Origin of the sequence: Bacillus sp. FSL K6-1012, from assembly GCF_037964915.1 — a bacterium.
Classification (GTDB): Bacteria; Bacillota; Bacilli; order Bacillales; family Bacillaceae; genus Bacillus; species Bacillus halotolerans.
Genome location: NZ_CP150175.1, coordinates 763,080 through 775,375, shown reverse-complemented (window position 1 = coordinate 775,375; position 12,296 = coordinate 763,080). Strand labels below are relative to the sequence as shown.

17 protein-coding genes and 1 pseudogene are annotated in these 12,296 nt (G+C 42.5%); 7 read left to right on the top strand and 11 right to left on the bottom strand.

Features of this window, described 5'->3' with window-relative positions; genetic code table 11:
- Positions 1–13: 13 nt before the first annotated feature.
- From cotJB to NSS75_RS04020, 3 genes are all read right to left on the bottom strand, one after another.
- Positions 14–277, bottom strand: a complete 264-nt coding sequence (cotJB, locus tag NSS75_RS04030; RefSeq protein WP_024120489.1) for a spore coat protein CotJB — start codon at positions 275–277, stop codon at positions 14–16.
- Positions 261–509, bottom strand: coding sequence for a spore coat-associated protein CotJA (gene cotJA / locus NSS75_RS04025; RefSeq protein WP_024120488.1), 249 nt, complete (start codon positions 507–509; stop codon positions 261–263). The genes cotJB and cotJA overlap by 17 nt, the downstream gene beginning before the upstream one ends.
- A gap of 72 nt (positions 510–581) precedes the next feature.
- Positions 582–1,211, bottom strand: coding sequence for a TetR/AcrR family transcriptional regulator (locus NSS75_RS04020; RefSeq protein WP_024120487.1), 630 nt, complete (start codon positions 1,209–1,211; stop codon positions 582–584).
- A gap of 251 nt (positions 1,212–1,462) precedes the next feature.
- On the opposite strand from NSS75_RS04020, the gene NSS75_RS04015 reads away from it, so the two are divergent.
- A complete protein-coding gene (locus NSS75_RS04015; protein ID WP_216394793.1) occupies positions 1,463–2,446 on the top strand; it encodes an amidohydrolase family protein in 984 nt (327 codons plus the stop codon).
- A 57-nt stretch (positions 2,447–2,503) separates the two neighbouring features.
- On the opposite strand, the gene NSS75_RS04010 is transcribed toward NSS75_RS04015, so the two are convergent.
- From NSS75_RS04010 to NSS75_RS03975, 8 genes are all read right to left on the bottom strand, one after another.
- A complete protein-coding gene (locus NSS75_RS04010; protein WP_339236065.1) occupies positions 2,504–3,352 on the bottom strand; it encodes an NAD-dependent epimerase/dehydratase family protein in 849 nt (282 codons plus the stop codon).
- The gene (locus NSS75_RS04005; protein ID WP_024120485.1) at positions 3,349–3,801 is read right to left on the bottom strand and encodes a nuclear transport factor 2 family protein; all 453 of its coding nucleotides are present in this window, start codon (positions 3,799–3,801) and stop codon (positions 3,349–3,351) included. The genes NSS75_RS04010 and NSS75_RS04005 overlap by 4 nt, the downstream gene beginning before the upstream one ends.
- Positions 3,802–3,882: 81 nt before the next feature.
- On the bottom strand, positions 3,883–4,464 hold the full coding sequence (locus tag NSS75_RS04000; protein ID WP_103672145.1) for a TetR/AcrR family transcriptional regulator: 582 nt from the start codon (positions 4,462–4,464) through the stop codon (positions 3,883–3,885).
- Positions 4,465–4,569: 105 nt separating this feature from the next.
- The gene (locus NSS75_RS03995) at positions 4,570–4,980 is read right to left on the bottom strand and encodes a spore coat protein (protein ID WP_106021539.1); all 411 of its coding nucleotides are present in this window, start codon (positions 4,978–4,980) and stop codon (positions 4,570–4,572) included.
- A gap of 136 nt (positions 4,981–5,116) precedes the next feature.
- Positions 5,117–5,836, bottom strand: a complete 720-nt coding sequence (locus tag NSS75_RS03990) for a YebC/PmpR family DNA-binding transcriptional regulator (RefSeq protein ID WP_010333282.1) — start codon at positions 5,834–5,836, stop codon at positions 5,117–5,119.
- Positions 5,837–6,005: 169 nt separating this feature from the next.
- On the bottom strand, positions 6,006–6,185 hold the full coding sequence (locus tag NSS75_RS03985; RefSeq protein WP_095714363.1) for a phosphatase RapH inhibitor: 180 nt from the start codon (positions 6,183–6,185) through the stop codon (positions 6,006–6,008).
- Entirely contained in the window at positions 6,175–7,317 is a 1,143-nt protein-coding gene (locus NSS75_RS03980; RefSeq protein WP_101861333.1) for a tetratricopeptide repeat protein, read from the bottom strand. Before NSS75_RS03980 ends, NSS75_RS03985 begins: the two co-directional genes overlap by 11 nt.
- A 154-nt stretch (positions 7,318–7,471) precedes the next feature.
- On the bottom strand, positions 7,472–8,494 hold the full coding sequence (locus tag NSS75_RS03975; RefSeq protein WP_339236057.1) for a hypothetical protein: 1,023 nt from the start codon (positions 8,492–8,494) through the stop codon (positions 7,472–7,474).
- Between the two features lie 179 nt (positions 8,495–8,673).
- On the opposite strand from NSS75_RS03975, the gene NSS75_RS03970 reads away from it, so the two are divergent.
- From NSS75_RS03970 to NSS75_RS03945, 6 genes and pseudogenes are all read left to right on the top strand, one after another.
- A complete protein-coding gene (locus NSS75_RS03970) occupies positions 8,674–10,542 on the top strand; it encodes a T7SS effector LXG polymorphic toxin (RefSeq protein WP_339236054.1) in 1,869 nt (622 codons plus the stop codon).
- A gap of 24 nt (positions 10,543–10,566) precedes the next feature.
- Positions 10,567–10,773 (top strand): bacteriocin immunity protein, encoded by a 207-nt coding sequence (locus tag NSS75_RS03965; protein ID WP_095714359.1) that lies wholly within the window; start codon positions 10,567–10,569, stop codon positions 10,771–10,773.
- 245 nt (positions 10,774–11,018) lie between these two features.
- Positions 11,019–11,174 carry an immunity protein YezG family protein gene (locus NSS75_RS03960; RefSeq protein ID WP_339237555.1) on the top strand — a complete coding sequence of 52 codons (156 nt, stop codon included), beginning with the start codon at positions 11,019–11,021 and terminating at the stop codon, positions 11,172–11,174.
- A complete protein-coding gene (locus NSS75_RS03955; protein ID WP_339236052.1) occupies positions 11,168–11,419 on the top strand; it encodes an immunity protein YezG family protein in 252 nt (83 codons plus the stop codon). Before NSS75_RS03960 ends, NSS75_RS03955 begins: the two co-directional genes overlap by 7 nt.
- 73 nt (positions 11,420–11,492) lie before the next feature.
- A complete protein-coding gene (locus NSS75_RS03950; RefSeq protein WP_339236049.1) occupies positions 11,493–11,885 on the top strand; it encodes an immunity 22 family protein in 393 nt (130 codons plus the stop codon).
- Between the two features lie 84 nt (positions 11,886–11,969).
- Positions 11,970–12,275: pseudogene (locus tag NSS75_RS03945) on the top strand (hypothetical protein).
- The last annotated feature ends 21 nt before the right edge of the window (positions 12,276–12,296 follow it).

Sequence of the window (12,296 nt, the reverse complement as noted above, 5' to 3'; positions counted from 1 at the left end):
CAAGCATTCCTCCTTATACTTGCCACGGCCATGGCCCTCGATTCCAATCCCAATCCTCACCCGCGGGGCTGTTGCCGTACTGCAAAAGCGGTCCGTAAGATGATTCGAACTGTCTTTTTAAGTGCCTCGAATAACCGGAATATTGATTAAATTGCTTTAGCGCGTCTTCATCATCAGGATGTGTATCTAAATACAGACTCAGCTCAACAAGCACAAAATCGGCTGCTTGAATCTGCTCAAGCTGGCGGTAATATTCCGCATCAACCTTTTTTGTCATGTGTGTCTCCCCCTCGATAAGGATTTTCATAAAAATCATAGAGATCCTTCCAAAGGGTGCCTTTCCTTAAAGCCTCCATCGGTGAAAACTGCTCCATATGCTCAGGCTGAAAGGTCATATAGAGGTTAGGCGGCGTTCTGTAATATTTCTTCCCTATGGGCGGACAGGGATCAAAACGGCTGTGAAAGGGCGTGTATGATTTAACAGGTGTAAACGGCTGCATATCCTTCATTCTGGCTCCTCCTTTCTCAAAAACAATGACCTTAATAGGTATGAGGCAGGAGGCGTCATTATGACAAAAATCTTAATAAGGAAGCTTGATTTGTTTTTCTATACCCGCAATCCGGAGAGGTCCCAAAAGCGTTAAACGTGTTAATTGATTTGCCATAAATAAAGGACTGTACTTCATGCCGCTTTCCAGCCAGGAACAAATCACCCCGATATGGGCGGAGGTGATATAGCTGACCAGTATCTCTTTCGGAATCTGAAGCTGTTTCTCAGATTCTTCAATGGATGAAAGCAATTCTTCGTAAATTCGTTTCTGAACGAATTCCGCCATCAGACTTCTGAATTGAGGAAGCCCTCTGTCACTCAGCATCACTTGAAAGTACTCGGCGTGTTCATGGATGTACTCAAAGAGCCTCACAAATGAAACAGGCGGATGATCCTCATCCATACTGACCGGTTCCACCGGCGTCTCAGGCTTAACCTGCCGGATCAAATCATCGAGAACCTCCGTCATGCTTTGAAACAGAAAATCCTGTTTATCCCGATAGTGCAAATAAAAAGTGCCGCGGGTCAGATCCGCTTTTTCAGTAATTTCCTGAATCGTAATCGAATTGGCTTCTTTTTCTTTCAGCAATGCGATCAAAGCGTCTCTTAAATATTTGTTCGTTCTTTTGACTCTCGGATCTACTTTATGCTTTTTAGACATTTTTTACCTCCTTGTCTAACTTTTATTTTCTTCTGGACAAATCATCAGCTGATGTCTTCTTCTAAACGTTTGCACGTTCTCTATTTATTGACCTTTTCCCAAAATCTACTGTACCATGAACTTACATCTTGTACATGATGTAAAGTAATAAACACGGTGTTCATTACCTATTGAAACGAAGCTTCGTGACGTAAAATGAGTGCACTCCATCTGATCTACACCAGACATGAAAAAGAGAGGAGCCTTTTGACATGAATGGAAAAATCGCATTAGAAGAGCACTGGGAATCTCCTGATTTTCCGGCAACGGGAAGTCACAATTTTACTGACGATGAATATTTCAGCGCTGTCCAAAAACGATTGCAGGAATTCGAGAAACGGATTGAAGACATGGATAAAAACGGCATCCAAACGTCGATTCTCTCATTAACCCAGCCGGGGATTGAAGGAATCACCGATCCTGACAGAGCTGTGAAACTCGCCAAGCAAATGAACGATCACGCTGCGGAATTCTTCGTTTCCAAACATCCAGACCGTTTTAAAGCATTTGCGGCGGTTCCGCTTCAAGATCCTGAAGAAGCAGCGAAGGAGCTGGAGCGGGCAGTAAACGAACTCGGTTTTGTCGGCGCCTTGGTCAACGGCTACAGTAATATCGGAGACGAAAATACCGCTCAATATTTAGACGAGCCACAGGTACGCCCTTTCTGGGAGAAAGCTGCACAGCTTCAGGTTCCCGTCTATCTGCATCCGCGTATTCCGCTGCCAAATCAGCAGCGTATCTATGAAGGCTACGAAGGCCTCCTCGGCTCAGCATGGGGCTTTGGCGTTGAAACAGCAACACACGCCATCCGCCTGATTCTGAACGGCCTGTTTGACGAATACCCTGATTTGACCGTAATTCTCGGACACTTAGGCGAGGGTCTGCCGTTTACGCTGCCGCGCGTCGAACACAGACTGCGCCATCAGCGCCCTGAGACCCATGGAAACCATAAAAAAGCGCCGACTGAATACCTCCGCAAAAACTTTTATCTCACAACAAGCGGCGTATTCAGAACACAGGCATTAATTGATACATTGTTAGAGGTCGGCTCAGACCGCATCTTATTCTCGGTGGACTATCCGTATGAATCGATGGAAGAAATCTCTTTCTGGTTTGACCACTGTCCAATCAGTGAAACGGACCGATTGAAAATAGGCACCGAAAACGCGGCCAGCCTTTTTAAACTCAATAGCTAAAAAGAAGACCTTCGGCAGAGCCGAAGGTCTTTCTAGACTGTTCAGTCCAAAATGAGATCAGCGCGTCCAGTACGAAGCGTGATCAGCCGCAAACTCATCCAGCGAGCGGGGCTCTTTTCCCGTGACACGCTTCACTATATCCGTCACCCGGTGTTCGGCACCATGGCGAATCGCTTCTTCTAATTCCGCCATAAAGCGGGCGTAATCCGCAGGCAAACCTGCTGTTTCCATCCTGTTTTGCAGTTCGGAAGAAGAAATGCTGACATGCGTCACCGGACGTCCCGCCGCGGCTCCGATGATCTCCGCCGCTTCAGCGTAGCTCAGCGCCTCAGGTCCCGTCAGAATATGATGAGTATTATGAGGCGCAATGTCAATCAAAGCACGCACTCCTGTTTCCGCAATATCATCAGCATCAATAAAACCAAGTTTCCCTTCACCCGCCGCCGTGATGATTTGCCCCTCAGTTTGAATGGACATGCGATGCTGGACATTGATGAAGTTTTGCATGAAGTATGACGGCCGCAGCACCGCCCATTCCGGAAACCCGCGTACTGCACGATGCAATGCCCCAAACACAGGACCATCCTCAGAAACAGCGGACGCGCTGAGCATCACCACACGTTCAGCACCGAGCCGCTTTGCTTCCTTTAAAAATGGAAGCACATAAGGAGACGGATCAAACACACCAACCGGCGCAACGAGGTAAATCCGCTTCACCCGCTCCAATGCAGGCGTAAAGCTGGACTCATCCTTCCAATCAAAATATACATACTCCGCATTGCTAATCTCGCCCTTTTTCCTGCTCGCGATGCGAACGCTGTAACCCTGCTCAATTAACCGTTTAGCAATCCGGCTCCCTGTCGTGCCGGTTCCTCCCGTAATCAGAATCTGATCGTGACTCATCATTTTTCATCCTCCTCTGTTTGTATAAATGTTTCAATGGTTTCTCCAAACGTCTTATTGACGACAAGCGGATTCCAATAATCCTTATAATGCAAAATGCTGCCGTCCTTCGTTTCAATCACACTGATATAGGTTTGCCGGTAAGGCAGCCCAGTCGCAATCGCATATCCTTCACATTGAAACTCCGCAATGATCGTGTTTGTATCAGCCGAACGATACACTGTCGGAGCAGTAAACGCAGAAATATGAATGTTATCAGGAAAATCCTTAATATAATCGTAAATGGCCGCCTTCCCCTCAATTCTTTCCGGAAATCCCTCTGGCGCATAGGGAAACTCCAACACAGCATGTTCATCCCACAGCTCTGTCCAGCTCTCCATATCCTTTTCAAGCATATATTGCATAAATTGATTCAGTGTGTCACATGCTTTTTCGTATTCCGTCATCATCATGGATCATCACCTCGTATTTTATTTTAGACCACTCAGTCCGAAAAATGCGTCAAAGGGCTAAGCACCCTTTATCAAAAAAAGTCAATCAAGGACAGATAAACTCACTTCAACATAATCCTGAAGCTGGTCAAAATCAGCAGAAACCTTAGCGATAAACGTCAGAGACAGCCTGCTCTGGTTTAAATAACGGGCAAGCGCCGATATATCAAGATGTTCCTTCAATTCTCCTTCAGCCTGTGCCCTTCTCAGTGCCTGATAAAAGGCCGCCTCAAGCTTTTTCGTCTGCCCTTCAAAGTACTGGGCAAGGTCCGAATCATGCGGGATTTGTTCAATAGCGCTGTTGATGATAAAACAAGCCTTTGAACGTTCAGGATCTTTCAGGACATTCACACCCTCCTGAAAAATATCACGAATGGCTTCCTTGACAGAGCCCGGTGCCTCAAGCCTTTCCACAACAGCCGCGTTTTTTCCCTCAAGATACGTTTTCACAGCGGACAAAAACAGATCCCGCTTCGTTCCATACGTATCGTACAAACTCTGGCGCGCAATGCCTAAATGAGAGAGCAGCTCCTGAAGAGACGTGCCTTCGTAGCCATACTCTCCAAAAACCTCTATCGCTCTGCGTAAAACAAGCGCGGTATCGAATTCTTTATTCCTACCCAAACGAATATCACCTCCTGCAAGATGATATTACCTTTTCCAGACTGAACAGTCAAGAAAAAGAAAAAAACACCCTTGATCAGCAAGAGTGTCCGTTCTCCACGCTTTTTATTTATGGCCGTCTTTTCCCCAGTGCCCCATTTGGTGGTGATGGTGCCCGTAGTTACCATCATGATGCCCATAATTTCCGTCCTCATGATGGCCGTAATTTCCATCCTGATGGTGTCCGTAATTTCCATCAGGGTAATGCTGGTGATGTCCATCATTATCATAATGCATTCCGTAGCTCGGATAACTCATTGAGCTCGGATAGCCTCCGCTTGGGTAGCCGCCGAATCCTCCAGACATGTCATAACCCGGGTAGCCTGCGCCTCCATAACCTGGTTGGCCCATCCCCGTATACATGCCATGGCCCGGATAGCCCGCGCCTCCGTACATGCCGAATCCCGGACCGCCTGCACCATAGCCTGGGTAAGCGCCAAAACCGGGTCCGCAGCAGAAGTGTCTTGTATCAGTCATATCCAATCTCTCCTTCACATAGGTTACAGTCCAGCGTATGAGAAGAGCTTGCAGATCGTATAGACACCCGCCTATAAACGGATAAAACAATTTCCCGGACAATAAAAAAAGCAGACCATGACAGTCTGCTCCTTTTTTATTCACCAAGATCTACGTTATGATACACCTGCTGAACGTCTTCCAAGTCCTCTAACGCGTCAATCAGCTTTTCGAACTGTTCTTTCGCGTCCTCAGGAAGTGTCACTTCACTTTGCGCAAGCATGGTCAGCTCCGCCACCGTAAATTCCTCAACGCCCGCGTTTTTAAATGCCTCCTGCACCGCATGGAATTGATCCGGCTCCGCATAGACGATCACGCTGTCATCCTCTTCTAAAATATCGCGAACATCGACATCCGCTTCCATGAGAATTTCAAGCGCTTCGTCAGCTGTTTTGCCTTCCACACCAATAACAGCCGTCGCGTCAAACATGTAAGCGACAGATCCGCTCACACCCATGTTTCCGCCATTTTTCCCGAACGCCGCACGCACTTCCGGCGCCGTACGGTTCACATTATTCGTCAGCGCATCAACGATAATCATTGATCCGTTCGGCCCGAAGCCCTCATAACGAAGCTCATCATAATTTTCTTCCGCTCCGCCCTTCGCCTTCTCGATCGCACGTTCAATGATATTTTTCGGCACACTGTAAGTCTTCGCGCGCTCAAGCACAACCTTCAGCGCCTGATTGGATTCCGGATCAGGCTCGCCCTGCTTTGCCGCCACATAAATCTCACGGCCAAACTTTGCGTAAACCCGACTCGTATTTGCGTCCTTAGACGCCTTCTTCTCTTTAATATTGTTCCACTTACGGCCCATGATGTTCCACTCTCTTTCATTTATATCAATCTAAATACTGTTATTCACTTTAACCATTATACCTCAAATGCTTTGGTTGTTTCGAGTGTCTTGCGTTAGAAATAGAAGGAATGCGGTAGTTTAAAAGTACGAGACGACACAAACTTCCAATAAAGCAAGAAAAAAAGCCCTAGCTAAGGGCTTTCTTATCCGGATCAGTCATGACATGATGAGGGGAATGATCGATATACGTCGTGTTTCGATCCGTTGATTCCTTAAAATCGCCGGACTGTGTCAAGAAAGGAACCGCAATGCTTCCGCAAATAAGGGGAACAGCAAGACACATCATCACTTTTTTCTTAATAAGCATATAAACACTCTCCTTTTTGAATATCCTCTTGCGCTTGCAGCACTTTTCGGTAAAGCACAGCAGCATCTTCAAAATGACAGCGGCTTTCAAATACAGATGCCGCACTTTGGGCACATGCTTCCACATAGGCGTGCAGATTCTTTTCTTCAAAGCAGCTCAATACATCATGAATCCTGTCTTCATCCATAACATCTTTGTACAACGCCTGTAAGAACGTATACAATTCTTTATAGTATTTATGGTGAAGCATACTAGGATATTTTTTGATATATTCTAAGCCTTCATCTATAAACTGAAACGCCTGCTGTTTTTGTCCAGCTTTACATAATGTCCAGCTTAACCCAAACAGTACTTTCGGCAGCAAGTCAGGGACCGTTTCTCTGCTTACTTTCGCCGCTTTTTGGAAGTGCTCAATTGCCAAATCATATCTTCCTGACCTGTCATAACTGTTGGCGATGTTCAATAAAGAGATGCCAATGAACCTGTCGTTTTGAATGTCCATTGCCAGCTCCAGCGCCTTTCTTAAATGCGGGAGGGCTTTATCATAACATCTGAAGTCATCATAATTTCCCGCTACGATAAACAAGCTTTGTATTCTTCTCATGCTATATAACGGATGATCTTGATAAATGTCTAAGGCTTGAAGGATATGATGCATCGACACATGAGTTTGTTTCATATTGTAATATGCTTCTGCCACTTTAAAATGAAATTCCGCTTTCTCGATTTCATCTGTTACAAACGGAAGCTCCTTCTCCGCCTCACGGTAAGATCCAATCGCTTCAACATATTCTTTCTGATCAAATTCATACATGCCGCGGAAAAACAAAGAGTAGTATTTCAAAAGACCTGTGAGTTTTTTCTGAGGGGCTTCAATCGTTTCTAAAAGCTCTGTCACTGTAGGGCGATTCCCGTATGTTTGTCCCGGCTCCAAATAATCCAGCATCAGCTGGTGCCGAAAACACATCAGAGAATAATAGATCAGCAAATCCTGATCCTCTTCCATCTGCTGAATGTCCTGCTCCACCTCCGCTTTCAGCACCTCAGCATCCGGAACACTGAACTGGCGAATCATCTTGTACCATTCATTAATCTTAACACCAACACGCGAAGACGGTATGGCTTGACTCAACGGCTTCCCTCCTTCTCTGTGAGATATGTCATATTCTATCAATCCCAAATTTTGAAAACAATATGAAAGGAAGAAATTGTTTTTTCATCCTGTCAATTTGTTTTCTCGGCAAAAAAAGACCCTTTATGCAAGGGTCCAATATCATTTTATTTCATCACTTATTGTCAACCACAACAATATCCTGAACTTTCACCTGTTCCTCAGGCAAATCAAACTGATAAAGCATCTTCTTGGAATGGATATCAAACACACCCACATACCCGCCAATGCCCTTTTTATGCTCTTCCTGAGCAACAACATACAGTTGACTCCCCTTAAACTTTGCATCCATATAAGGGAATTTTAAGCCGTATGTGTGAAAAGAAAAGTCCTTCCCATACTCAAGCAGGTTCGCTTCCCCCTCTTTGTCTTCGTACGTCACATAAAAACTGCCGCTTTCTTTGTCATAGTACACGGTATCAGCATATTCAAGATCATCAGGATAAGAAATATAATTTGTCTTCCATGTCCCTTTTTCAATCACAGTCAGTTCATGCTGCGAGCTCGCGACAATAAATTCCTCCGAGTCTGCGAATTTATCAGCGTATGAGGCTAAGCTCAGGGTCTCTATGATTTCCTCTGTGTTTCTGTCAATCACGTAAATTGCCATGCCTTGAATGACATAAATATAATTCTCGTCACTCGACCCCATCGTGACAAGTGAAGGCAAGGTGAGGCTATATTCCTTTTTCGTTTTTTTGTCATTTATATGGATGTCATTCCCCGTCGTATCAACGTTATAGGCCTTAACAGAGACATCCTTTCCCTCATACCAAAACGCAAATGGATCTGACAGCGGATGCTTTTTTATGGCATCCTTCTCCAGCGTGTAATAAAAGGACTCATGTTCCGCTAATAAAACAATGTCTGTTGATGCGTAAGACTTCATTTGGATGTACGGCACATCCGCCACCTTGAACGTGCGCCTATTAAATCTTTCGCCTGTTGAGGTTGAGAGCAGCGTGCTTTCTTTTATAAGAGGGTTGGAATAGATAAAAAAGATGCGGTCTTCTTCGGGATGAATGGCGGAAGTTTTGACAGGAATATTGCTTTTATTATGTAACTGAAGATACAGAGCAAACAGGATGATGCATATCATAAACCCTAATAAACCGAATATAATGCGTTTTTTCTTCATCAAGATGCTCCTTTAACTGTCTATCAATAATCATTTCGACTATGTTTACACAATCCCTTCGTGAATAAAGACACATGCCAAATGACTCATTTTTCCATCGAAACACGTTTCCACAGCCATTCTTATCCCGTGCCGTGGTAAAATTTTGATATTGAGCGAACAAAAGAAGGGAAAAGGTCATGAAAGTACTTGAAGCGAAAACACTGCTTTCTGAAGCGACAGACCGCGCGAAAGAGTATAAGGAACTAAGAACGCAAATGGTCAATTTGAGAAAAGCCTTAAAAAGCGTCGCTGATCTCAGTGACAGCGAATTCTCAGGAAAAGGCGCCAGCAACATCAAAGCCTTCTATCACGACCACGTCGGCGTCACCGACCAATGGATCGACTACATCGACATGAAAATCGCATTTTTCAACAGCATCGCCGGAGCCGTCGAGGATAAAGCCCTCTCTGACGCATACATCGAAGAATCCTTTCTGGAACACGAGCTGGCAAACGCCCACCAAAAGTCGAAATCCATTATGTCCGAACAGAAAAAAGCGATGAAAGACATCCTGAACGATATCAACGACATCCTCCCGCTCGACCTGTTTTCAACAGAAACCTTCAAAGACGAGCTGGCAGATGCCAATGACAAACGCAAAAAAACGCTAGAAAAGCTAGATGCTTTGGACGAAGACCTGCAGACAGAATACGCCCTGTCAGAACCAAACGAACAATTCATCAAGTCCGATTTCCAAAAGCTCCAAGAAGCAACAGGCAAAGGCAAAAACGCCACACCCATCCACTACAACGCCAAGGCGTACCGTGAGAGTGACATACATAAGAAAAAAGGCGACTTTGAAATACGGACTGAGGCTTACTTGAAGATTAAGAAAGAGGAAGCGAAGGAACGCGAGATTGAGAAATTGAAGAAAAAGCTTGCGGATGGTGTCTCAGATCCGGATGAATATTTAGAAATTGCGAAGAAGATTGGGTATGAGAACCTTAAGCCTGCACAGTTACAGTATGTGGCACAGCTTGAACAAGCAAAACAGCTCGAAAAAGTTGGCGAAACCACTTGGGGAATTTTAAAAGGGGGCGGAGTTGCTCTTTATGATATCGGGAAAGATACGGTAACAGGCGTCAAAGATTTAGCTGTTGGCGCATGGGACTTCTCCCAGCTGTCTGATGAACAAAAGCTCGCCAAAACTGTCTCAACAATATTAAACACACCTTCCTATGCAAAAATCATATGGACAAACATAGCTGATTCATGGAATGATAAAATGGTTAATGGTGATGCATACTCACGATCGCATTATATTACCTATGCGGTCGGAAGCCTAGTTGGACTAAAAGGCGCTGGCTCTGCTGTAAAAGTAACAGGCAAACTTGGTAAAACAGGTGCTGCCAAAGTCGATAAAGTGCTTGAAGCTGGAGAAAAAGCTACTACTAAACATGTAAAGACAGGAATAGAAAAAGGAAAAAACTTCATCAATTCTTTTCCTAAAAATGAATATGAACCTGCCCTTGTAGGAATAGCGCAAGACATTAGTAATACTCACAATGTTAAGAATACCCCCTTATTAAAGAAGATTATAGAAGAAACTAAAGAATCTAGCATTCTATTCACCAAAAGAAACATCCCAGGTGTAGCAACTGGTAAAGTAACTCCAAGTAGAGGGCTGCAGCTTCAAGAAAGACTGATGTACAATAATGGTAAATTAGGGGTTATTCCTCAAGAAGTACGCAAACAACTTCTTGGGAAGGAGTTCAAATCATTTGATGAGTTTAGAAAAGAATTCTGGAAATCTGTAGCCAACACTGAATATGCAAATGAATTTAATAAAAATAATATAGCTAGAATGAAAAATGGGAACTCCCCTATCGCACCTAAAAAAGAGCATTATGGTAAACATAAGTCATATATTTTACACCATAAACAACCTATTGATAAAGGTGGAGATGTGTATAATTTAGATAACCTAATTATTACTTCTCCAAAGATGCATCAGGAGATACTAGATCCAGCTTATCATTTCGGAAAAAAAGGAAGTAAAAACTAAAGTAAAGAAAAGGAGAATAAACCCTTGAATAAAATGTCAAAAGAAGAATTAGTCTCATTGGTGAAAAAAATTATGAATCCTGAATTAGAAGATGAGGTTATTGGTAAATACATCGATTTATTAGAAGAAAATGTCCCTCATCCTGCACCAAGTGATTTAATTTTTTGGAGCGAAGAAGAATACACAGCCGAGCAAATTGTGGAAATTGCTCTTAACTATAAAGAAGAGTAATCACACTATAATCCGTAACCTTCAATTATAATCAAGATGTTTTGTCCAATTAGAACCTCAATAGGGACATTTTAAAGTTTTCATGACTTAAAAGGTACCCTCAACGCCCAGTGGTATGAGGATCTATAAATCCAAGATAGCTCTTCTATACTGGGCTATTTTTGATTCTAGAGGTACTTTTTTGGAAACAGAAAAAATGGGCGTATTATATCAAAAAATAGCGAACATATTAATGAAATGATTCCATAGAATGGAATAAAGTTTCTCTATACGCAGAGATTTTAGATGACTCTAGAGAAGTATACTTTTTCTTTAATACAAAAAATAGTGAAGAGTTCATTTATTCGCATGACATTCCCGAATATTATCAAGTAAGTGCACAAATTTTGATAACTTGTTAATCGAACTACAAGATTTATTTGATGAACTAAGGGATGAATGGAAAGCGAATAACTCAGATGTGTGGACTAACCTTACGCTCAAGCTAGATTACACTGGAAAATTTTCAATAGACTATGATTATGAAAATGTTATTGAATCTACGTTAGACGACTACCAAAGACAAATGATCTGGGGATACACTAACTTGGGTATTTCCCCTATGGACAAAGAGGATGGGGAATTTATAAAGAACTATCTGAATTAGTGATGACGTTTACATCTGATGCAATTTCCATTACCCTCTTTTGAACCATTATGCTTGAGTAAGGGGTGAAAAATTGGAAAAACAAAGTTTTGTATCGTTTTGGATAGGGTACATAAAAAATTCATCCTCTTTAAATGATTACGTTAACCTAAAATACAATGAAGATGAAGGCGATTTTCTCCCTTCTCAATTTTTAATTGACTTTGATATAGATATCGATGATTTAGATGAAGACTTTATAGAAAAAGTCGCACATGAAAATAGTTGTAATAATTTAACTACACTAATTGGCGGCTGTTCGTACGATAGTGTCATCTTACCTCGTTTAGTAGGTACTGCAATTCCTGAACAAATCAATGCTGCTGTTCTTTTATATAATTTTGAATATGACGGCAGGGAGAAAGAAATAAACGATAAAAATAAAAACTATTCATTTAAATTTATTGGTGCAGTATCCTATGTTTAAGTAAAAAATTCTAAATAAATATGAAGCCCTCTTACTTGAGGGCTTTATTTTTATCTCATCTCACTTTATAAAAGAAGCATCACCTTGACAGTAAGAAAAGAATTAATAAAACAAATAAATTTAACAATCACAGTAATAAAAACAATAAATCAAAAGAATCCAACTCCAATGATGAAAAACATATTAAAAAGATATGAAGAGGCAAAAGAATTTATCCAACAATCAACAGAGGAATAATTCGAAGAAGACTTCTGTAAAGTTAAAAATAAACTAAATACTCTGACAAGAGCATATCTAGAATCAGCTAACGACTACATGAATCCTATGCTCAGAGAAATGCATAAAACAGAAAAGCTGCTAAAAAAGTATGATGAAACTGGTAAGTCATAATCACCGCAATCTAAAATTCGA